This window comes from Methylobacterium sp. J-048 (genome assembly GCF_022829515.1).
GTDB lineage: Bacteria > Pseudomonadota > Alphaproteobacteria > Rhizobiales > Beijerinckiaceae > Methylobacterium.
In genome coordinates this window covers 1-20,684 of the sequence record NZ_JAKSYL010000089.1, presented here as the reverse complement: position 1 = coordinate 20,684, position 20,684 = coordinate 1, and the positions used below count along the sequence as shown (strand labels likewise).

At 60.8% G+C, this 20,684-nt stretch carries 28 protein-coding genes, 1 tRNA gene and 2 pseudogenes; 14 read left to right on the top strand and 17 right to left on the bottom strand.

The genetic code is table 11. The annotated features are described in order from the left end of the window. The first annotated feature begins 123 nt into the window (after positions 1-123). The 4 genes from MKL09_RS06440 to MKL09_RS06430 all read left to right on the top strand — a co-directional run bounded on the left by MKL09_RS06440 (position 124) and on the right by MKL09_RS06430 (position 2,053). On the top strand, positions 124-870 hold the full coding sequence (locus tag MKL09_RS06440; protein ID WP_244018998.1) for a hypothetical protein: 747 nt from the start codon (positions 124-126) through the stop codon (positions 868-870). Between the two features lie 480 nt (positions 871-1,350). Beyond that, positions 1,351-1,482: a hypothetical protein gene (locus tag MKL09_RS31930; protein WP_279605708.1), complete on the top strand. Its 132-nt coding sequence runs from the start codon at positions 1,351-1,353 to the stop codon at positions 1,480-1,482. 50 nt (positions 1,483-1,532) lie between these two features. Next, positions 1,533-1,805, top strand: a complete 273-nt coding sequence (locus MKL09_RS06435) for a hypothetical protein (RefSeq protein ID WP_244018997.1) — start codon at positions 1,533-1,535, stop codon at positions 1,803-1,805. A gap of 17 nt (positions 1,806-1,822) precedes the next feature. Next, positions 1,823-2,053: a hypothetical protein gene (locus tag MKL09_RS06430; RefSeq protein WP_244018996.1), complete on the top strand. Its 231-nt coding sequence runs from the start codon at positions 1,823-1,825 to the stop codon at positions 2,051-2,053. Between the two features lie 65 nt (positions 2,054-2,118). Here the strand turns inward: MKL09_RS06430 and MKL09_RS06425 are convergent, their stop codons facing one another. Continuing rightward, positions 2,119-4,014, bottom strand: a complete 1,896-nt coding sequence (locus tag MKL09_RS06425; RefSeq protein ID WP_279605707.1) for a potassium transporter Kup — start codon at positions 4,012-4,014, stop codon at positions 2,119-2,121. Between the two features lie 219 nt (positions 4,015-4,233). Between MKL09_RS06425 and MKL09_RS06420 the strand changes: the two genes are divergently transcribed. The 5 genes from MKL09_RS06420 to MKL09_RS06400 all read left to right on the top strand — a co-directional run bounded on the left by MKL09_RS06420 (position 4,234) and on the right by MKL09_RS06400 (position 6,288). After that, positions 4,234-4,461, top strand: a complete 228-nt coding sequence (locus tag MKL09_RS06420) for a hypothetical protein (protein WP_244018992.1) — start codon at positions 4,234-4,236, stop codon at positions 4,459-4,461. A gap of 134 nt (positions 4,462-4,595) precedes the next feature. Then, positions 4,596-4,922, top strand: coding sequence for a helix-turn-helix domain-containing protein (locus MKL09_RS06415; protein WP_244018990.1), 327 nt, complete (start codon positions 4,596-4,598; stop codon positions 4,920-4,922). A gap of 171 nt (positions 4,923-5,093) precedes the next feature. Beyond that, a complete protein-coding gene (locus MKL09_RS06410; RefSeq protein WP_244018989.1) occupies positions 5,094-5,489 on the top strand; it encodes a hypothetical protein in 396 nt (131 codons plus the stop codon). Positions 5,490-5,538: 49 nt separating this feature from the next. Next, complete coding sequence (locus MKL09_RS06405) at positions 5,539-5,796, top strand: hypothetical protein (protein ID WP_244018988.1); 258 nt, start codon at positions 5,539-5,541, stop codon at positions 5,794-5,796. 69 nt (positions 5,797-5,865) lie between these two features. Then, positions 5,866-6,288, top strand: coding sequence for a hypothetical protein (locus MKL09_RS06400; protein WP_244018987.1), 423 nt, complete (start codon positions 5,866-5,868; stop codon positions 6,286-6,288). Here the strand turns inward: MKL09_RS06400 and MKL09_RS06395 are convergent. Beyond that, positions 6,233-6,877: a hypothetical protein gene (locus tag MKL09_RS06395; RefSeq protein WP_244018986.1), complete on the bottom strand. Its 645-nt coding sequence runs from the start codon at positions 6,875-6,877 to the stop codon at positions 6,233-6,235. The two genes, MKL09_RS06400 and MKL09_RS06395, sit on opposite strands and share 56 nt — an antisense overlap. A 1,198-nt stretch (positions 6,878-8,075) precedes the next feature. Beyond that, complete coding sequence (locus MKL09_RS06390; protein ID WP_244019028.1) at positions 8,076-8,630, bottom strand: MucR family transcriptional regulator; 555 nt, start codon at positions 8,628-8,630, stop codon at positions 8,076-8,078. Positions 8,631-9,056: 426 nt separating this feature from the next. Between MKL09_RS06390 and MKL09_RS31925 the strand changes: the two genes are divergently transcribed. Beyond that, positions 9,057-9,191, top strand: a complete 135-nt coding sequence (locus MKL09_RS31925; RefSeq protein ID WP_279605706.1) for a hypothetical protein — start codon at positions 9,057-9,059, stop codon at positions 9,189-9,191. A gap of 91 nt (positions 9,192-9,282) precedes the next feature. Beyond that, positions 9,283-9,528 (top strand): hypothetical protein, encoded by a 246-nt coding sequence (locus MKL09_RS06385; protein WP_244018985.1) that lies wholly within the window; start codon positions 9,283-9,285, stop codon positions 9,526-9,528. 318 nt (positions 9,529-9,846) lie between these two features. Here MKL09_RS06385 and MKL09_RS06380 read toward each other — a convergent pair whose 3' ends face one another. Further along, positions 9,847-10,209, bottom strand: a complete 363-nt coding sequence (locus tag MKL09_RS06380; RefSeq protein WP_244018984.1) for a hypothetical protein — start codon at positions 10,207-10,209, stop codon at positions 9,847-9,849. Between the two features lie 319 nt (positions 10,210-10,528). On the opposite strand from MKL09_RS06380, the gene MKL09_RS06375 reads away from it, so the two are divergent. Continuing rightward, positions 10,529-10,966, top strand: a complete 438-nt coding sequence (locus MKL09_RS06375; protein ID WP_244018983.1) for a hypothetical protein — start codon at positions 10,529-10,531, stop codon at positions 10,964-10,966. Between the two features lie 57 nt (positions 10,967-11,023). Here the strand turns inward: MKL09_RS06375 and MKL09_RS06370 are convergent, their stop codons facing one another. The 3 genes from MKL09_RS06370 to MKL09_RS06360 all read right to left on the bottom strand — a co-directional run bounded on the left by MKL09_RS06370 (position 11,024) and on the right by MKL09_RS06360 (position 12,739). Further along, positions 11,024-11,260 carry a hypothetical protein gene (locus MKL09_RS06370; RefSeq protein WP_244018982.1) on the bottom strand — a complete coding sequence of 79 codons (237 nt, stop codon included), beginning with the start codon at positions 11,258-11,260 and terminating at the stop codon, positions 11,024-11,026. A gap of 91 nt (positions 11,261-11,351) precedes the next feature. Beyond that, the gene (locus MKL09_RS06365; protein WP_244018980.1) at positions 11,352-11,552 is read right to left on the bottom strand and encodes a hypothetical protein; all 201 of its coding nucleotides are present in this window, start codon (positions 11,550-11,552) and stop codon (positions 11,352-11,354) included. 281 nt (positions 11,553-11,833) lie between these two features. Then, a complete protein-coding gene (locus MKL09_RS06360; RefSeq protein WP_244018978.1) occupies positions 11,834-12,739 on the bottom strand; it encodes a hypothetical protein in 906 nt (301 codons plus the stop codon). A gap of 615 nt (positions 12,740-13,354) precedes the next feature. On the opposite strand from MKL09_RS06360, the gene MKL09_RS06355 reads away from it, so the two are divergent. Further along, positions 13,355-13,543, top strand: coding sequence for a hypothetical protein (locus MKL09_RS06355; RefSeq protein WP_244018977.1), 189 nt, complete (start codon positions 13,355-13,357; stop codon positions 13,541-13,543). A gap of 159 nt (positions 13,544-13,702) precedes the next feature. On the opposite strand, the gene MKL09_RS06350 is transcribed toward MKL09_RS06355, so the two are convergent. The 10 genes and pseudogenes from MKL09_RS06350 to MKL09_RS06305 form a co-directional block, all read right to left on the bottom strand. After that, a complete protein-coding gene (locus MKL09_RS06350) occupies positions 13,703-14,725 on the bottom strand; it encodes a hypothetical protein (protein WP_244018975.1) in 1,023 nt (340 codons plus the stop codon). Between the two features lie 215 nt (positions 14,726-14,940). Beyond that, on the bottom strand, positions 14,941-15,165 hold the full coding sequence (locus tag MKL09_RS06345; protein WP_244018974.1) for a DUF3684 domain-containing protein: 225 nt from the start codon (positions 15,163-15,165) through the stop codon (positions 14,941-14,943). A gap of 96 nt (positions 15,166-15,261) precedes the next feature. Beyond that, positions 15,262-15,450 (bottom strand): hypothetical protein, encoded by a 189-nt coding sequence (locus MKL09_RS06340; protein ID WP_244018973.1) that lies wholly within the window; start codon positions 15,448-15,450, stop codon positions 15,262-15,264. A 109-nt stretch (positions 15,451-15,559) separates the two neighbouring features. Further along, entirely contained in the window at positions 15,560-15,934 is a 375-nt protein-coding gene (locus tag MKL09_RS06335) for a DUF4440 domain-containing protein (protein ID WP_244018972.1), read from the bottom strand. 705 nt (positions 15,935-16,639) lie between these two features. Then, positions 16,640-16,715: transfer RNA gene (locus MKL09_RS06330), tRNA-Ile, on the bottom strand. Positions 16,716-16,824: 109 nt separating this feature from the next. Further along, positions 16,825-17,154, bottom strand: a complete 330-nt coding sequence (locus MKL09_RS06325) for a cupin domain-containing protein (RefSeq protein ID WP_244018971.1) — start codon at positions 17,152-17,154, stop codon at positions 16,825-16,827. Positions 17,155-17,211: 57 nt separating this feature from the next. Continuing rightward, positions 17,212-17,655, bottom strand: coding sequence for a hypothetical protein (locus MKL09_RS06320; protein ID WP_244018970.1), 444 nt, complete (start codon positions 17,653-17,655; stop codon positions 17,212-17,214). 339 nt (positions 17,656-17,994) lie between these two features. Continuing rightward, complete coding sequence (locus MKL09_RS06315) at positions 17,995-18,204, bottom strand: hypothetical protein (RefSeq protein ID WP_244018969.1); 210 nt, start codon at positions 18,202-18,204, stop codon at positions 17,995-17,997. Between the two features lie 475 nt (positions 18,205-18,679). Next, positions 18,680-19,893 (bottom strand): IS3 family transposase gene (locus MKL09_RS06310; RefSeq protein WP_244018968.1). Its coding sequence is split into 2 segments (ribosomal slippage): positions 18,680-19,614 and positions 19,614-19,893, totalling 1,215 coding nucleotides; the frame shifts between segments, so codons are not numbered across the junction. A 265-nt stretch (positions 19,894-20,158) separates the two neighbouring features. Next, positions 20,159-20,500: pseudogene (locus MKL09_RS06305) on the bottom strand (integrase core domain-containing protein); the annotation flags it as partial. On the opposite strand from MKL09_RS06305, the pseudogene MKL09_RS06300 reads away from it, so the two are divergent. Further along, a pseudogene (locus MKL09_RS06300) lies at positions 20,487-20,684 on the top strand (integrase core domain-containing protein); the annotation flags it as partial. The pseudogenes MKL09_RS06305 and MKL09_RS06300 overlap by 14 nt on opposite strands.

Genomic DNA, 20,684 nt, shown 5'->3' with positions numbered 1-20,684 from the left:
TGAATGATGCTTAGCCGATGCCGGAACACGCTCAATTGTAGATTTACCATTTCAGACAACTTAAATGGCTTTGCCGAAACCAAATTCACTCAGTAATTTTTACTTAAGGTGTGCGGCTGATAAGTGGCAAACCTGCCGAATTTGCAAAGTCTCGCCGCCATGTTTGCGACGTGTCTCACCCTCTGGGTGACAGCAGTCTTACTGCTGCTCGCCTATTTGCACCTGCACGCTCGCGCCGCGACGCGGTGTCGTGACAAACTGGGTCCATACGCCGAACGCCTTGTCATCGAGAAGCGCTGGATGGAGCGGCACGCCAGAAGCAGAGCTGAGTTCGAGTCTCGCTGGGACCATGAGGTCCGGCAGCTTCATAAAGCCCACGTCTCCCGGCCAGTCCGCCTGATCTATCGCCTGAACAGCTTTAAGCGAACCCTCAACGCAACGTTCGCCCCCATCCTTAGGGATGAGGTCGCCTCGTGGACTTTCGCCGATCGGATGAGCTTCTCGCCTGCAAGCTACGAGAAGCTCATGCTGCGATGCATTCGGTCCATTGGCTGGCGGCTCGATTATCAGGACGGAGAGCACTTCGTTCTCATCCGCGATCGGAAGCGCGTCGTCGTGCACTTGGTGTGGGCGGATCGTGACCTTGAATGCCTCCCGGTTGGGGAGGTCGCGGCGGCTGCGAACCGAATTGGCTGCTCGGCCGCGTACGTGATCACGAACGGCCGTTTCAGCGGCGCTGCGAGCGCGATGGCCAAAGAGATGAACGTGGGTGCTCTGCACTGCTCGCAACTCGACCTGTTAGCGCCCCGAGCGGTAGCTCTCGCAGTAGTCCGGTCGACCGCCAGGGAAACCCTGCGCTTGGCGGCCTGATCGCACTTCATCCATGGCGCATTTCGCTCTGTCGTCGAACAGATAGCTCTTCGCGCCCTCGGCGTTGGACTTAGCGCGGAGCTTCCGAGCGATCGGCTGCATGAGTATGTTCATCGGTCGGCGAGGTCAGCGGCAGTGAAGCTCGTGTGCGCGATGGTGCCCGGCTCGACCAGGGCCGAGAGTTCCGGTGACCGACCCGGCATCAATCAGTAGACGCTGCTCGCCCGCTCGTGGGTGCTATCTATCGATACCGTCGTTATGATATACGACGCCTATCGATAGGAGTGATGCGTGATGCGTCTCGAACTTTGGCATCAGAACGTGTTTCTCGGCTCGACCGTTCGCTGCGGCGTGAGCGTCTACGCCTATGGGCCGGACTTAAGCGCAGGCCGAAAAGCTGCTCTGTCTCGTGCGGAGCGATCGCTGAGGAAAGTGCGAGCCCTCGCACACCGGTACGGCGTCTTGCTCAATCGGGATGACATGGAGGTCGCACCGGGCGGCCTCACCGATGTCCAGCGGCGTGCCTTGGCTCAGGCGCTGGCCGACCCGGTCTCGTGCGCCTTCCTCGCCAATGCCGCCCTCGCTCAGGCCCAACATGGGGGAGCCGTATGATGACGACGGTCGCTGGCCATCCGTCGTCGGATCATTTCCCAGGGAGAGGGATGGCGCGTCCGGTGATCCGGTTGGCCGATAGTTGGGGGCCGTTCGCGCCCGACCTCGAACCAGGGGAGCGCGTGGCTCGTCTGCGCATCCTACGAGCCATCGCCCACCTGTTGCTGGGCCCCCGCGGTCTCAATCTTCAGGGCTCCATCCGGGCCGCCGAGCAGCACCGCACGATGGGCCGCCTGTCCGATGTGCTCAGCGAGATCGACGCCCTGGCCGCCAAGGACCGGCGGAACGTCCTGACCAGCTACGCCGCGGTGACACGGCCGTAACCGGAGGAGCCCCATCCATGCCGGACCGGATCGTCGGCGAAATTCCAAAGAGCGCTCGCGAGAGCATCAGGGTGAGCCTGCGCGAGAAGGGCGGCAACCTCGGTTGCGATCTGCGCGTGGCCACCACCACTGGCCACGGGCCAATGCGTGAGACGCCAAAGGGGATCAGGATACCGCTGGCCCGCCTCGGCGATGTGATTGAGGCCTTGCAGGAAGTTCAGCGATTGGCAGGCCCACTCGATCAATAACGCCACCGTGGCATATAGCTTCGGGTGCCCCCCTTTGGGACAGCTGGGCCTGGTATCTCAAGCGCCTACATCTCGACCTGGGTCCCGAGTTCGACGACCCGAGGGGGCGGGATCCGGTAGTAGTCCGGCGAACGCACAGCATTGCGGGCCATGAAGGCGTAGAGCGGCTCCTCCCATGAGCTCAGCTCTGGGCGCAGCGACGGGACTGGCTTCTCCCGCCCGATGAAGAACGAGGCGGTGTCTGGATCGACCCCGACCTCATTCCGATGCAGCCGCAGCGCCGCCATGACATCGGGTTTCTCGGCGAACCCGAAGGTCAGCCAGACCAAGCTGAAGCCGGACGGTAACGGCTCGACCTTGATGCGCTCCGTCTCTGGGACCCGGGGAGCCCGTTCCGTCGTCACCTTCAGCATCACCACGCGCTCGTGCACCACCCCATTGTGCCGAACGTTCAGCGCAAGCGCCGCGGGGACGATCTCGGTCTGCTTGGTGAGGTAGATGGCGGTGCCACGCATTCGGAGCGGCGCGTCCGGCCGATCGAGGCTGGCGATGAAGTCCGTCATCGTGGCGGCATTCTTATCGCGACGGTCGAAGGCGACAGACCGGCCCTTTCGCCACGTGAGCATCAGCGTCAGCGCAACGCTCCCGACAAGGAGCGGAAACCAGCCCCCTGCCGGGATCTTATGGATGTTGGCTCCAACGAAGGTCAGGTCGAGCACCAGGAACAGACCGGCGACCGGGAAGACCAGGTAGGGCGGCCATCGCCATAGGCCGTAGGCGACGGTGGTGACGAGGAGCGTGGTCACCATCATGTCGCCCGCGACCGCGATGCCGTAGGCGTTGGCGAGGGCATCCGACGAGCGGAAACCGAAGACGAGACCGAGCACCACCGCAGCCAGCAGCCAATTCAGCTGCGGCACGTACACTTGGCCGATCGATTCCTCGGAGGTCTGCCGTATGTCGAGCCGAGGAATGGCGCCGAGTTGAATGGCCTGCTGCACTAGGGCGAAGGCACCCGACAGCACCGCCTGGCTGGCGATCACTGTGGCCAATGTCGTGAGGCCGACGAACGGAGCGAGTGACCAGCTCGGAAACAGCAGGAAGAACGGATTGGCTGCCGCGGCGGGATCGCTGAGCACGAGGGCGCCCTGTCCGAGGTAGTTGAGCAGGAGGGCGGGCAGCACGAAGGCGAACCAGTTGATCCGGATGGCGGCGCGGCCGAAATGGCCCATGTCGGCATAGAGCGCCTCACCGCCGGTGAGCGCCAAGAAGACCGACCCGAGAACCGCGAAGGTAACTCCCGCCCCCGCATGTCCGACGTAGGCCAGCGCGTATCGGGGATCGAAGGCGAGCAACACACGTGGCTGCTGCAATAGGTGGTACAGCCCGAACAGGGCCAAGGTGAGAAACCAGGCGGCCATCACCGGGCCAAACAGAAAGCCGACGCTTCCGCTGCCTCGGCTCTGAATCGCGAATAGCCCGATCAGGACGACTGCGGCGATGGGCACGACGTAGGGCGTGACGACTGGGGTCACGAGCTGGAGGCCCTCGATCGCGCTGAGGACCGAGATCGCCGGGGTGATCATCGCGTCACCGAAGAACAGCGATGCGCCAGCCAACCCAATGACGGCGAGGATGGGCCGCAGCCTCCCGGCGACCGGCAACGCCAGCGATAAGAGCGCCATGGTGCCGCCCTCACCCTGATTGTCGGCCCGCATGACGAAGACGACGTACTTGAGGGCGACGATCAGGATGACGGCCCAGAACACCATCGAGAGGACGCCGAACACGGTCGCCTCGGTGGCGGTTTCGCCGGCGGCCTTGAGCGACTCCCGGAAGGCGTAGATCGGGCTCGTGCCGATGTCTCCGAAGACCACACCGAGCGCACCCAGGAGCAATGCCGGTCGGACGGGATGCTCAGCGGCAGCTGGTGTCGAGACAGCGCCAGCGGATGAGGTCATCGAGCTTCCTGTCAGTGCCCGCTGCTACGATGCCATCTCGGTCTCGATCGCCGGCGCGAGCACTATGCAGTGGGACAGCTGAATACGCGATCAGGAACGAGCGGATCCGGAGACAGCACGACAGGCTTGCGACCCGTGCGGCCGCGTCCTTTCAGCCTGGGCTGACCTGGATCCTCGTGAACGGCGTTGCCGATGTTCAAAGGCAGCGCGAGATCGATCATGGAAGTCAGCGACATGAAGAGCCCGCCGTTCTGCGTGTTCACCTACCGCGACGGCCAGCAGGTCCTGGCGGAGGATGTGGAGACCGACATCGCCGCGCGTACCCGCTTCGCTTCGGCGATCGATCTGTGCCGGACGCGAGATGATGGCCACGCCCACCGTGTCGAACTGTGGGCCGGTTCAGACCTGCTGGACTCGTGGCCTTCGAGCCCGAAAGACGCCGCTTGATTCGAGACACGGTTTCACGATACGTTCTCGTGTCGCCATCGGCCTAAGCCGAGGTCGCGACATGCCATAGGGCCACCCGAGATAGGGTTGGCCGCGGGCCCCTCGATCCGGATCAACCGGTGGAGCCCGCCCGCATGTCGCCTGACACTGCCACCCGTGTGAAGCCTGGACGCAAGCCGAGCATCGCCAGACACCCGGCATGCGTCGAGATCGAATTCGCCTGTGCCCGTGGCATCAGCCTACGTCGCGTCGCCGAGCAGTTCGGGGTCTCGCGGGCAAGCATCAATCGGCATTGGCACGCGCTGCCAGCAGATCATCGCGCCCGCCTCGTCGGTCTGGCCACTGAGTTAGATCGGTACGAGGCCCGAATCCGCGAGGTCTACGCGGCGCTCGCCGTGATGGCGCCCCCAATCCATCGCCTCAGGAACATCGGCGCTGTGGAGCACGCCCATGCCGCGTGAAGCCATCGCCAATTGCCCGAATGCCGGAAGGGATAGGGGGTCTCGATTAAGGAGTCCAATCGAGGGAGCGGCAACCGCATGGGAAACCTTTTTCCGAGACGCGATCCGAAAAAAAATCTGCGGTGAAACAGCCCTGGGCCGCCCGGCATTCGCAAACGCGGAGCGTAACTGATGGCAACGGTCGTCACTCAGCTCATCGTAGATAGCAGCGGCGCTGAATCAGGGGCCCAGCGCTATACCAGCGCGATGCAGCGATCATCGTCCGCGGCGGATCAGGCGACGAACGCGCACGCCAAGTTGCAGGCAAAGATCGACAGCCAGTCGGCTGCCATGGATGCCAACGCGCGTGCTGCAGCTGCATGGCAGGCGCAGACCGATCGGGTCGCACAGGCTCAGACACGGGCGACGGATGCCTACGCGGCCAGTGCCCGCGCCGCGAACGACAACAGCGCCGCCCTGCAGAAGCAGACGAGCGTTTACACCGAGGTAGGGAAGGCTGCAGCTGCTCACCCGCTCTTGGTGATCGCGGGCAGTGTCGCGGCACCGGCTGACGACGGCCTGTATTAGCCCTGGCCGCTGCCCGACACGGCGGCCGGGGCTGCGCAGGAGGTGCCCGATGCTTATTGCCCTCGCTACAGCGGCCAGCGTCGCCGCGGTGTTCACGCTGGGCGGCATCGCAATCACCCGGGCGGGCCAATACGCGGGCCAGGCCACCGTGATCCTATTCACAGTCGCGACGGGGCTTGGAATGCTGGCTCTGATCGGTGGGCTCGCCCAACTCGATGCCCGCGGGCCAGCGGTCTCTCGCGCCGAGGCCCGCCCCGATCACGGGATGAGCTGGCGACCGCCCGCGCAAGCCCCGTCAGAGCGCTGAAGGCTCGGCTTCAGCTGGTGCCAGATCGGGACGGAGCCGAGCGGCGGTGGCGCTGCCGAAAAGCGGGCTGTGCTCGCCGAATACCGCACGCTGATCCGATCGGCCCCGGACCGGACTGGCCCGCGGGGCCTGGCCATGCAGCGCTTCGACGAACTCTGCCACCGCGCCTATGCCGGCCTATTCCAGAATCCGAAGTTCGAGCGAGGCGTGGACGTGTCGAAGGGGCTGCCGGGCGTGCCGGACGATCGCTGCGATGGTCTCGCCGAGATGCAGCGCCTGTCCGCCCGCATCGGCGAAGAAGCCCAGGCGCTGTTGTTTCATCGAGTGTTCGAGCGGCGCACCTTCACCGCGATGCGCGACATGGGCATGGGCGGGGAGCGCGAACTCGCGGTGCTGTTTCTGCGAGCGGTGGATGCAGTGGCGAGGTTTTACGGCCTCAGCGGTCAGTCGCCGGTGGTGGCAATGATGGAGGAGGCTCTTCTACGGGCATAGCGCCGTCGTATTCAGCGCCGGAGCTTAACGCTTTTACAGATGAGACGGCGCGCAAACGTTTTTCAAGATCGTCCTTTAGTTGTTTGTAGGTGGAAAAGAAGATAATTGGATAGTCTTTCAGATCAAAATGTAGTTTTGTCCCAGATCGCGCGATATAAATAGGTATCTTACCTTTTCCCTGTGCGTATCCGGCCTCATAGAATACGTTTGGCCGCTCAAGCGTAAGATCCACAATGACGTGTTCGGCAGCATCTATAGACTTCAAGATACGATCCGTAATGCGGTCGTTTGATTGCTCTTCATCGACCCGTTCAGCTTGAATGCCGCACCGGGTGGCCGCTTCTTTGATGGCATCCAAAGTATCGACCAGTTCGCCCTTCGTGTCATCAATAGCCATCGCTACAAAAGCATAGCCTGAGCGTACTTCATTTCTTACAATAGTCTCATCCGGTTTGGGTTTCGGTCTTTTTCTAATGGAAGGATCCGAAATGACCGCGATGGTTTTGTCTATTATGTCCCCAACGTTTTCGGTCAGATCAAGCCCATAGGTATTGTTGAATAGCGCATCAAACGGATCGACATTGCGCATCAAAAGGCCTCCGACTGCAGGAGGCGGGGAGATTGTGAACGTTGCGTACGTCCCGTTCTCAATCGTTACTTGCCTAACCCATACTGAATTTCGGACAATTTTAGACCGAGTTTCCGGAGATGCGTACCGCGTATCCTTGTAGCGCTCGATTGCGGCTTTGAACGCCTCAAGTCTATCGACGGTGGATTTCCTTTCGTCATCAAGTTCGCTCACGATTATGCTCTCTCCAAAGATTCGATCTATCGGACTTACCAAGTTATAGATTTAATTAGCAATTATTATTCATGGTGTCTCTCGCACATCATGTGCATGATCGTCCGCCCATTCCCGTGCGAGCGCGAATGCCCGAGGCTCGGCCTGCCAGACGAACAGGCTGGATTGGACGTGAGGCGGCACATCCTCACCAGTCAGCATCTTGTCGATCCGGTCCGAGCGAATGCCGGTGAGGCTGGCTTGTGATAGATCTAGGGCGGACCTCATGGATGGCAGATCACGCGCCCCTGATTTCAGCGAGCCCAGCGTCCGAGGCGCCGCTTCCACCGTTCGCCCGGTGCAAGGTTCGTGGCCGGCTTGATCTGGAGAGCGCGAAGCGCCGGTGCTGTAACCATCACAGGGTGATCCACATCCGCCTGAAAAGCAGCAGCGACTTCAGGCGTCGGCACAGGCGCGACGTCGACAAGGTCTTCGAATGACGCGCACGGGGCAGGAGCAGTTTTGCGAGGCCGGCCGCGCGGGCGCTTCACGCGGATCTCATCAGCGACCGGCACCAGCTCGACCTCGATCTCGACCGCCTCGGGTACGATGAGGCTGGGGAGGACGCGGCGCTGCTCTGGGACCGGTGCTGGCGGCTCGGGAGAGACGACCTTGCTGAACCATGGCGAGGTGACTGCTGGCGGGGCCGAGCGCCGAGGGATGATGGTCGCATGCCGACGATCGGTAGACTTGATCTCGACGGTGAACGAGCGCCGTGAATCTCTGCGCATATGGATCCAAAATTGTCACGCCGATCCAATTCGGCTGTCGCGGCAGGCTGACCATACGACGCTTAACGAAGCGATACGGCCGCTCATGGAAGCGGCGGCGGATCGGACGAATCGCCGATCACTGTCTGGATTGGAGTGTGGGCAGCATTCGCTCGCCGCCCACGTCCTGGATCCGCCTACAGCCTGGATCGATAGGCTGTAGGCGCCGAGCACCCTCACTCGGCCGCGACGGCCGCTGAAGCCTTCTTGCGGCCCTTGGTCGGCTTCGCTGCCGGCTCCGCAGCCTTCTTCGATCGGCCAGCCTTCTTCGGCGTCTCGGCGATGGTCTCGTCGGTCTGAGCGATCTTTGCCGCCGCCTTCCGCCGCTGCTGACCCAGCCCGAGACTTTTGGCGAGCGCCGAGCGCTGCGCTGAGTAGCTCGCGGCCGTCGAGGGGTAATCCTTCGGCAGACCGAAGCGCTCGCGGTATTGCTCGATCGTCATGCCGTTCCCGCTGAGGTGCCGCTTCAGCGTCTTGTATGGCTTGCCGTCGAGGAAGCTCACCAGTGCGTCGTCCTTCACGGACTTGCGGATCTGTGCAGGCGTAGGCTTCTCGACCGCCGATGTCTCCGGGGCGCCACCCTGGCCGAGCCCGGACAGAGCGGAGTAGATCCCGGAAAGCAGGGCAGGGAGTTCGGCAACCGGAACGCTGTTGTTCGACACGTAAGCCGCCACGATGTCGGCACTCAGCTCGATGTGGTTATTCTGCGGGGCGGGCGTGATCTCAGTCATGTCAAAGTCCTTCTGGGGCAATCCACACGAACGACCCAAAGCGATCGTCAAGTCAAGACGTCGCAACATATCATCCGATCTCCGACCAATTTTATTCATGCATTTCTAGTCCGGCCGATCAAAAAATGATTTTCCATTCCGTAGCTCGCTCAAACTGCTGCGGCAGAGGTCAGGGTCGTCCCTGCGTGCGAAAGCTTCACTTCTACCGGCATCGCCAGCGACCGCGGCTGCGCCGGCCTCGCAGGTAGAGGCGCACGTCAGACTTCGCGTCGGTGGGGTTCTCGGACGACATCAATATAGGCATGGGGATGATCTTGCTGACCGCGCAAAAACATTCGCCTGATCTGCAATATTCTTGCGATCGACTGTTGACGACGAAATAATTTACAAGTATTACATAGCAATCGGCAGCGAGGAACCAAACAGATGACCAAGTCCTTCCAGATCGTCGACACCAAGACCGGCAAGGCGATCATCCGGTGCAGCGAGCACGAGGCTCACAAGCGGGTCGATCTGCTCAACGCCTCCGGGATCGTCCGGTACAAGGCCCGGGCAGCCTGAACGGAGGGCCTCCGGGCCCTCCCCCCTCCGCGGGGGAGGGTGGCCTTCAGGAGGCTTTGCGATAGGCTGCGGATCGCGTGGGAGCCCAGCCATGAGCGAGCCGACCGAAGACGAGGTGCTGGCACGTGCCAAACGCACCTTCATCGAGAAGAACCACGACGATCGGGCTTGGGATGAGGCTTTCACTGATCGGGAGGCCCGCCAGGGCCATACCGTCGCCTGCCTGACGGAGCTTGAACGTCAGGAGTACCTCGATCAAGCACGCCATGAGCTTCGAACCAGTTCGCCGGCTGAGCGAACTGACCGCTGCAAGACAGGCAGGCGGGTGGTCGATTAGCTGGGCGTGCTTGGGTGCAACCCCGCGACAGCCTACTGCCGGTAGCCGACAGCCTGCTGGGGCCAGTGCCCTGTCCGGTTTTTTCATCAGCGTGCGGTTATGGTCTATCTCGACGCCTCGCTGCCATACGGGACGTCCGCTTCTCAGCCCCGCCGGCAACCGCCGCGCGGGGCTTTCTTCTTGCGCCGATCGCGGTAGAATCCTTCCGGGCCCGGCCTCCTCCTACCAGAATGGCTTGGCCTGGATCAGCCCGCCCGGTTCGCCGGCGCGGGCTTTTTCATGGCCGGTCACCCTTACTTGAGTGCGGCCACTCCTAGATCAGCAGCTCAGCTTCCGGCCTTCCGCCATCCCGACCTTCCGGTAGTGTTCAAGCCCAGACTTGATCGCTCGACCTATGACCGCCCGGCGCACGTCCGGATTGCACCGCAGATACTCTTCCTCATTGAAAGCGTAGTCGCCCCGCCCGCCTCGCGAACCTCGGTCAATGTCCCGATCGTAATCGCGGCGATCACGGTCACCGTAGCCTCGATCGCCATAGCCGCGATCTCCGTAGCCCCTGTCGCGGGAGCCATAGTCGCCGCGATCGTAGCCATAGTCGCGCCCGCCATAGGGTTGCGCAAAGGCCGGAGCTACTCCGCTTAGGAGCGCCAGGCCGAGGACGGTTGCCGAGATTACCTTCATGTCGCGTTCCTTGCCGCTGAAGAGTCGGGAACGCTTTCGACGAGAGGTGGTTCGCTGCTGCCCACTTTGCCTAGGATGAGGGGCCCGACTTCAGCCACCGGCAACCTTTTCCGCGACAACGTCCAGAACCATGGGAGGCAGATGGCGAAGGCTGTGTAGGCAAGCCGCGCCTATGCAATGGCGGCCAACAGCGGAGAGGAATGTGGTAGGGAATAAAATTACAAATCTCGCTGGAAATCACCCAAAGAGCGGCGTGCCACTTGATGGCCCTCCTAAGAGCCGCTCGATTGAGCAGCCAAAACAATAATGGGAGGGAATAATGAATACCTTAGTGAAGATGTCTCTCGCAGGCGTGGCAATTCTACTGACGGCTGCGTCCGCAAATGCCGGCCCGTGCGATAATGAATTGACTATGATGCGCTCGGATCGGCCAAATCTTTCTTCTGCTGGACACGTTGCTTACGCAGAATGCGTCAACAAGAACAAAGTAAATCTCACCGTTGATGCGCCTGCTAAACATGCGTGCGACTCCGAGTTGACCATGATGCGTTCTGATCGCCCAAATCAAGCGATGGAAGGGCATCGGCGCTACGCAGAGTGTGCTGCTAAGAACAAGATCGTAAGCGACGCTGGTCCTGCCGCAGCTAAGCATCCTTGTGACGCCGAACTCACCATGATGCGGTCGGAGCGTCCCAACTTATCCTCGCGCGGCACTCAAGAGTACGTATCCTGCATGCAGCGCACCGCTGGGCGCTGATCAACTTGCAAGAGAGAACCCGCTCGGTTAGCCGGCGCGGGTTTTTTCATGGCTGACCTACACGTCTTGTGGCCGCGGGCTGATCGTCTCGCCGCGTCTCAAGCTCCAAACCAAGCGCTCGTCGATGTCCGTAAGCTCGATCCCGACGAGATCCTGATGCGGCTCGGCGACCACAGCTTGGGCGATCTGAATGGCTTCGCCGTCGCTTGCTGCCTCAATGTCCCGGGTCTCATCGGTGACAGAGCCGTCGCCTTCGGTCGAGCGCAGGAACTGGCGAAGCGTGTAGGCGGGCAAGGTCATGATCCCGAACGGCTGATGTTCGGTCGAATGAGTCCTGTGACCGTGAGTTCTGAGCTGTGGCGGCACGCCACAACTGATTCGGTGATCAGCCTCCTGTCGATGGCTGGCGATCGCCTTTTGGCTCGATGGAGCCGGTGATTTCGACTTCCAGCTTCTCGACCGCGACGACGACGCGCTCCAGCCGGCTGGGCAAGCTGTGCACGTAACCGCTAATGCCGGCGACGAGACCTGCTGCGATGCCGATCAACGCGACGCCGTCCAATATGAAGCCCCGGATCCTGACCATGTTGGTCCTCCCCTAATCCGGGTACAACACGATCCTTAACGATCGTGGCGAGGTGGTTCGGCTCGACCGCCGGTGAGATCGGACGCCCCCGCCCCGTGAGCAGATTGGGGCGGGGCCGAGGAGGTGAGCAGCGCAGCGGCGCGCAGATGCGGAAGGCGGATTGAGCGCCTGCCACCAGCAACCTGTTCAAGGACGTGGTGCTGCGGCGTTGGTGGATGATGGCTAGAGCGGACGGCGGGTCGAAGATGTTCATCTGCCTCGATGTTTCGCAGGTACTATATTCAGCTTGTCCGCGCCATTTCCACGTCTGATTGTACGGCGTGCCTAGTGGAAGGTCCATAGGCATACGTTTTACTAGCGGAACCTTGTAAATCAACTTTTGTTGCACTGCGCGCAACTCTCACGCGAGCCACCTTAAAACCAATCATCCGCTGAAAATGCCACAAACCAGCCGGCAAATTATTTGCGCTATCGGTGTCGAGAAGATATTTAACGCCTGATGCAGATAATTTTTCGACTACTACTTGAGTAAGATAGTAACGTGCATCGGAATGGATCTGTGTTTCGCCGAGTGTTACAAATAAATCTATTATCGCCCATTGACCATCATGTGGCGTGACTGCGATTATTAGAGGCTGGCCATCCGGTCCATACCCGACCGTCCATGATTTGGACCCTACTAAGCCGCCCCAATCATTGCCTTCCAACCGGATGCGTGTTTTAGCCGGCACGTAAGCATGGAGCGTGTTGATCAATGCTCTTTGCTCTACAAGATCTGTGACCGAACGCCAAGTCACGCCTACTTTACGGGCCGCACGCACTTTCCGCCGGAGCGTCTGCTTGCTTGATCCGGCGCTGTAATCGGCGGCGTTAACAGGGATATGTAGAACGCAGGCCCCAAAAAATCCAAGCGAAACTGTTCCAAACAAGATTTTTCGATTAATTACATCTTTGATCGTCAAGCCGATCCGCGTTTGACCCAGTTCGGCAGTCAATCTCGGAATGAAAAGGTGTCCAAAAAAAGCCTTTAGGGCTATAGTAGGATTTTGAATTGCGAATTTTCTTATTCGAAGCTTCGACTCTTTGTGTTTGCGCCAGAAGTGCGACACGCAGCCCGACCAATAGTCTTCGTCGAAAACTATTTTTGAGCGCAAGCTGAGTTGGCGAAGTTTGATTTTAAGAAGCATTTGCAGAGCCGAGCTTCGAAAGGCATGGATGTCCCTTACTTCGAGAAACTGCCCAGAAACAATTCACGCATAAGTAGTATGTTTCGGTAGCCATTGAAAAACGTGCGATCGGATTGGCGGTCGGTTGAATGACAGCGCGAGCGGGCCGCTGAAGGCCTCCGCGACGTCGTGCGGAACCACGGGCGGCAGATGGCGAAGGCGGAGTGAGGCCCTGATGTCATCCAAACGGGCGAAGCGAATCAGTATCGGCCGAGCCATGCATAGTGCTCGAAGCCCAATGGCAACTTCAGCCCCGCCGGCAGCCGCCGCGCGGGGCTTTCTTTTGGTTTGGACCACGGTATGGTCCCCGCGATTTTCGACTCCCCCAAAGCTCGATGTCACAACCTTCGCCCGCCCGGTTCGCCGGTGCGGGCTTTTTCGTGCCGAATGCCGGCTCGGGTTGCTTGAGTTCGCAGACCAGCACGGCCCGGTAACCACCGTCCGCCATCCTGTCTCACGAGCCATGTTGTGTATCAGCTCATACAGGTGAGGCAATCGTGGCCCATGCCGCCGCATAGCAAGCCGCTAGCTCCCATCGATCGAGGCGAAAAATCTGGCCGGCTTGCAGCGAGCGAGATGATCAAGACGCTGAGCCCGGAGACAGGCAGCGTTGAGGGCGTCGTGCGCCGGATCGAGCAGGTCGGGATCATTGTAGCCCGAGAGCATCAGGAATCCGGCATGCGAACTGCCGACGTCCAGGCATGGCACATCGGCTTTCAAGCGGGGATGCGCATCGAACTCGGAGATTTTATGCGTCGCTTTTGATCGGCCGACTTCCGCCCCGCCCGGTGAGCGGATCGGGGCGGGGGCGAGCGGATGATCAGCGCGGAGGCTGCGGCAACTGAGCCTGCGCCCCATCGGCAGCGACGACGAAGGCGAGCGCGGCGAGGGCGGTGCGCAATATTATCTACCTATCTCACTGGATCAGTCTTCGGCGATTGATGGCAAATTTGTTATACTTAGCTCATAGCGGACACTGCCGTACCTCATCCTCTCGGGCGGAATCCGGACTACTCCGAATTTAACCTCGCCAAAATTCTCAGAATTATTATCAAACAGCTGGACCAAAACTTCCTCATACAGTGTTGCCAAACTATCGATAATTTGGACTAAAAATGATGGCAATCCAACTTCGGGATGAGCAACACTGGGATGAATGAGTTCAAAAGTGGGCCCGCCTATGTCGCCGCTCGGTAGCAAGCGATAGTTTTGAATCACCATTATTTTGTTTAATTTAGGGTGCTCGATAGCGTTTCTCACCTCGCGAAGGAACTTTATGAAGTTGAGATTTCTTTTCAGGTAATCAGAAAATACTTCATCTTTCCTTGAATGCTTAAGATGATCTCTTAGGCCCTCAAAGTACCCCTTCTTGCACCCATCGCCGTAAAACAACGCCGAAATATCCAAAAGAGATTGGAGGCAGTGAATCGAGCTTTGAAAAAACGACTTCACCCTTGCTTCAAGCCCATCGTGGTACGGCACGATGACTGAAACGCCGATAGGGTCTATTCTATCAATATTATCTACAACAGACTGCTCGAAGGCAGATATGGCATCGGAATCGTCATCCATGGACGATAAGCAGAGAGCGCCATTCATAGCCAGCCCAAGCAGCGCCTCTCTATCAAGCTCTCTGATGAATCCTGGCTGTGATAAAACCTCGGCGGTCAATATCGTTCTCGACACCGATGGCGAGGAAGCGCCCCTCTTCGATATTTTCCTTTGCATGTTATTAAGGCTGGGATTTGTACGCTCAGGGTCTATCCAGTCCGCCATTTTTACGTCGTACAGCGCCGCATCAGAGACTGCGATCACCCGCTTGTTCATCCCGAACAACCCAAGCATCTTTGAGTTCGGGCTGAGACCTAGAAGCTTCATCTCGCTTGGAGCCTGCCGCTTCCGAGCAATCTCAGCTGCTAAGTTCTTTGGCGGCGAGTTATCGGGCATTTTCTCAACGTGCGCGCGAGCGACCTAGGGCAAATCTGCTACGTCAGTGGGCGCGGCGCTTGAGGTTGCATCGGACGCGGTCTTCCGCAACCGCACCCCAGGCCCCTCACCGTTCTCCTTGATGAAGATGACGCCGATAGCGATCAGAATCGCCGAGATGGGGCTGCTGATCGCTTTGGCATCGCGGCGCTGGCCCATGGGTCCAGTGGGCATACTTAGCCACCGCCCCGATTATTCATCTGAACGAGCCGGGTCAGGATTTCTTCAAAGCTCGGATCTCGTTTGACGCCATCCACAACGGCGGCTGTTGCGATTAAATCGTGCTGCAGGTCGGGATCTAATAAGGGCCACGCCAGGATCACAGCTGCTCCTAATTGGGCCAAGGCCACATTATCTTGTTCGCCGTGCGTGTCGATGAGTGCACGATCTTGATCGGCCATGGGAGCCTCCTGTTTGTCGTCAAACATACGGCAGTGGAATTGGACGTGCGAACGTACGAGACTGAGCCGAGGAGGGTGCAGAACCAGGCTCAGACTTCAAACTGAGACACTGCCGGACTTCGAGTCGACGCTGCTTTGCATAGCTAGTTCATCCACGATGGCCCTATCGATTGCCTCGATTTCGGCCTGAACCTTCTGGATACTCTCCTGCTGATCCACCGATCTGCGGCGATCCATCACCATTTCTTCGCGCAGCTTTCGCAGGGCTTCAACCGGACTCAGCATGAATTGCTCCTGTCAGGACGCGCCGCTTCGGCTCTTTGCCGTTCTTCTCGATGATGACGACACCGGTGGTTCCGCGGGCGGCCTGACAGGCCGCCCCATATTCCGCCAATCAGCCGCTGACTTTTGCGGCGGGTGTCACGAGCGGAGGCGTTTGCTGGTGCTGCACGACGCGCCAAACCTCGTGCTCCAGACGGCGGTACGTCGATGTGCAATGTGCCTCGTACGTTTCGCCGTCGCGGCTCGCCTCTGCATGATAGGCGATCACGATGAGCCCTTCCTGCGGACGGCTGATCCGCTTGTCCGAGATCTCGATCTCGGCCCACCGCGGCGTAGAGGCGACCGCCTCGATCGCCTGCGTCCCACCAAGGACGAATGGCGGTTGTGGAAGGACCATAAGACATTCTTCGTCGATGAGCTCGCGGTAGTGATCTGCGTCGCAGGTCCACAGGCTCTTCTCGAACGACCACACGCGATCATCGTCCACGGCGCTCTCCCTGGTTCTTCGAATTGTCGAGGAAAGCGGACCGCCGACACGTTCGTTCCGCCTGCGACCTGGCACAGACGCGGTGGACACCGGGCCGAACCGGAATGGCGTGATCTCGCGCTGGCCGAACCTACGCGGCAAAGCTGGACGATGCCGACCGCCTCCTACCTTTCCCGTTGCGCGCTCGCCGCCGAGCTGATTATCAGCGAGCGGCGTTGACGAGCTCGTTCGCAGCGGTCTCGCGCTGCCCGGGATGACGTGATGCTTTTCGCGGGAAGGTAGCTGCAACCTTCCTTCGCCAGGACGGCGGCAGTGATCGAATCCGGCTGGGAAGGGCCTGAGAAATGGTGACGGACTGATCGGGACTACCGTCCGGACCCATCAAAGCCCAGGCTGGACCGATCTCGTGTAAGCTCTGCCTTGCTGCAAACCCAAGGTAGGCCACGATGGATGACGATCAGGACCGGGTCGTTGACCCTAACGGACCGCCGCCTTGGATTCACCTGCTCACGCAGCAGCAACGCGATTGGCGGGCAAGGCAACACATGATGGGCCGCAATCCCGACTCATACATTCTGGGGCAGTTGGATGATGTCGGCGCTTGGCCGCCGAGAACCAAGCATCGCGCCCGTCGCAAACCCGCGGCCCCCGGCCGTTCTCCTCGATAAAGATGACGCCGGCCGCTTCGAGGGCGGCTGAGAAGCTTGGTGGGCCCGGCAGGACTCGAACCTGCAACCAGACCGTTATGAGCGGTCGGCTCTAACCGTTGAGCTACAGGCCCTCTCGGAGGCTATGACGGCAAGCCGACAGCGGGCGCAAGCACGTTGCCCCTTCGCCTCATGCAGCACGGAGCATGAATGACAGGAGCGCCATGGTATCCGAGCGACCCGCTATGCGACCAGCTCCTGCAGGGGCCTCCCTTTGTCGACCACGTAGACCGACAGAACCTTGATGGTCCTGTTGCCGATGACGGTGTAGCCCGAGTGATGGGTGCCGCGCCGGATGATGCCGTGCTCGCCGGGGATACGTTCCCGAGGAGGCTGGCTGGGCTCCTGCACTGTGCCGCCCTCCAGCACGTAGAACGTCTCTTCGCCGTGATGGAAGTGGCGTGGCGACGTCGCGCCTGGCGGAAACTCCACCAGCTGCGTGATGATCTCCAGGTGATCGCTACCGGTAACGGGCGATCGGCCGAGTTCGGTGCGCTTCACCTCTGGCGGCATAGGCTGTCCAGTCGCGGCCAGAGTACCATCCACTCTCATATTGAAGGTGCAGCCTGATCAGGCAGCTTGTAGCTGAGGCTCGATCGCCGTCTCCCGCCGCGATCGGATGAACAGGTCGGCGCCCAGCACGGGACCCGCGGCCCTTGCGAGCATAGCTTCATCGCAGGTCCTGGCTACCTTGAGGCCCAGTTCCTCCAGCCGTTCGTTCACTGCGCAATAGGCGGCGATCCTTGCCCTGCCATACGAGGGCATGCGGGCGAGGAGGTGGTCGCGTTCCTCATCGTCCGCACGGAATAGCCCCGAGATGAGCTCAATCGGGACCGGGTATCTCGCGAGAGCACCTGGATGCGGTCGGTTCCCGTCGAGCGCCATGGGTGCCTCGCTGCTTCGATACAGCACCAAGGTCGGGCAGCTTTGGTTAACGATCGGTTGATGCTGAGGCGGTTCGCGCACGCCTCCCTGGTCGCGGGTTGCAGCGACGGCCTCGATCAGGGACGCCAAGCGAGCTGTGTCCGGCATCAGCGTAAGAGGAGGGGCAGCATGAATGCTGTAGCCGATCCGCCAGCGATAGCAGCGTCCGAGAAAGCTCCAATCGGATCATCGGGCAACAGGAACGTCCAATCCGCCAACCCAGCCAGCACAACGATAACGAGGGCCATCAAGGTCAAGTTGCTCGGGAGAGGCGGCACGATCATGGGCTGGGTCGCCTTCTTCAACGAGGCGGGACGACTGCGCTGGGGGGATAAGCGCAGTCGTCCCTAACCAGCCGCATGACCGGGTATGACGGGACGCAGTTGGCTCAAGAGCGAGTGCAAATGGATTGCCAACTCCGCCATACGCCTACCAGGCGCGCAGCACGTGACCGCCTGCCAGTACGATGATCACGAGGGTCACCACCGAGGTGGCGAGCCCCATCGCCGCTCCAGACAGCCTGTAAGGACGACGGCGGCCGTCAGGCGTCTTCGCGATCTTGCCCTTCGGATCGGATAAATGCCGTGTGAGGCTTTCAGGGAGCGAGCGGTTCGACAGTTCACGTCGGCCCTTGGGCATCTGCTCGCTTTCCTCAGAGCTTTGGCCTGTAGCTGCTGCAGCATATTGGCCGTCAAGGCTTCTCGCCAGCCTGGGCCAGCCGCTTCGCCCGCAGCTGCGCCGTCCGCTCGTCCAGCGCTCGCTTTTCGGCTTCTGCCTCTGCCCGAGCTAAGTCCCCACTTGTCTGACGCGCCGCATCCCTGACGGTCGGTGTCGTGAGTTGGCCGCGGTGATTGAAGGGCAGTGCGGGCATGGTGGCCTATGGCTTTGCCGAAGTGGGTGAAGATCGCCTTCAGCGTCTCTTCCACGAGGCGGCGGATGGGGCGGGATCAATCTTTTTTGGCAGTGTCGAGTCTGTTTGCCGATTGATTTCTGACCAGCTTGTGCTTGCGGCTGATGGCGTCGAGGCGCGGGCTGCCTGCAAGCAGGATATGGAAGCGATCTCTCCCCGGGAACACCGGTGGTCTTTTGGGATTGCCCCGTTTCTGTGGACGGTTCAGGGGGCTTGGCTGAGCAGGGTCTCGGGCAACGGGTCCGAGCGGGTTTTATTCTCGTAGACGACGGGCGAGCGGTAGCCGAGCGCCGAGTGCCGGCGCAGCGGATTGTAGAAGCCCTCGATATAGCTGAAGCAAGCCATCCGAGCCTCGGCCTGCGAGCGGAAGCAGCGGCGGCCGAGCAACTCACATTCGAGGGTCGAGAAGAAGCTTTCGGCCATGGCGTTGTCGTAGGCATCGCCGACCGATCCCATCGAGGGGCGTACGCCAGCCTCTCGGCATCGATTGCCGAAGGCCAGCGACGTGTATTGCGAGCCCTGATCGGAGTGGTGGATGACATCGCGGGGCCTGCGCTGGGTGACGGCCATCTCCAGAGCGTCCATGACGAGTTCCGAGCGCAGGTGAGTCGCCATGGCCCACCCGACGATCCGGCGGCTGAAGGCGTCGAGCACCACCGCGAGATAGAGGAAGCCGGCGGCCGTGGGCACGTAGGTGATGTCGGCTACCCAGAGCCGGTTCGGGGCGGTGGCCGCGAAGTTGCGGTCGACGAGGTCGGGGGCCGGTCGCGCCTTTCGATCTCGTCGCGTCGTGACAGGCCCGCCGCGCCGATGGCTGGTTCCGACGAGACCGGCTTCGCGCATCAGCCGGGCGATGCGTTTGCGGGAATGCCGTTCACCCTGGTCGCGTAGATCGGCGTGGACGCGCGGTGCACCATAGGTCTCATGCGAGCCGAGATGGACGGTGCGGATCCGCTTCAGCAAGGCCGTGTCTGCCAACCGTCGCGCCGATGGCTGCCGGTCGACCCAGGCATAGTACCCGGCCTTTGATACGCCGAGCGTGCGCGCCATGGCGGCGATGGGGAAATCGGCCTGGTTGGCGCTCATGAACCGGAAGACCCCGAGGGGAGAACCCCGGTCTCCCGAGCGAACCAGGCCGTCGCGCGAGAGAGGATATCGCGCTCCAGCTTGAGTTGTCGGTTCTCACGCCGAAGCCGGACGAGTTCGTCGCGCTCGGCGGCCGTCAGGCCCGGATCGGCAGGCGGCGGCTTCGCCTCACGTCGGCCTTCGCTGCGATCGGCCTCGGCAACCCAGTTGCGGATGGCCTGAGCGGAGGGCTCGAACTCGCGAGCCAGATCGTTCGGATCACGCCCGGCGCGGACCAACTCGACCATCTGTCGGCGGAACTCGATGGGGTAAGGGGGACGACTCTTCGGCATTGGACAAACACCTCACGCGAAAGCGCTCTCGGTGTCCACCAAACAGGGGCAATCCCATTTCGTGCCTTCAGCACGATACCCCGCAACGACAGCACGCATGGTCGCGCATGATCCGCTCTTCGATCCTCGCCCTCTTGCTCGTTGGGTGCTCAGCAATGCCCGGTGACGCTGCTGATGCTCGGGTCGGTCCCGACGCGCTCAAGCCGATGCTGCAATCGGACAGCCTGTGACCTGACCGGTATTTTGGACCGAGCCGATTGAGAGGCTACTGCATGGTGGCAGCCATGGGTAGCCGGAAGGCCAGATCCGGGTAGCTGACGGGCGCGGGCGGCCGATAGCCCAGCGACGAATGCGGTCGGACGCGGGTGTAGGTGTTTTGCCACAGACCGATCACGATCTGCGCCTCCTTTAATGAGTAGAAGATCTCCTGGCGTAAGCACTCGTCACGAAGCTTGCCGTTGAAGGTCACACAATACCTGTTCACCCACGGCGATCCTGGTGCGATGTACTGGATCTGTGAGCCAGTTTTGGCGACCCATTTGCGCAGCGCCTTCGAGATCATCTCGGGACCAGTGTCGCAGCGGATGTGTTCCGGGATGCCGTGGGAGAACGGGTATTGTGAGAGCTTCAACGGCAAGCTTCGTGACGAGTGCCTACGCCAGGAGATCTTCTACTCATTAAAGGAGGCGCAGATCGTGATCGGTCTGTGGCAACACACCTACAACCGCGTCCGACCGCATTCGTCGCTGGGCTATCGGCCGCCCGCGCCCGTCAGCTACCCGGATCTGGCC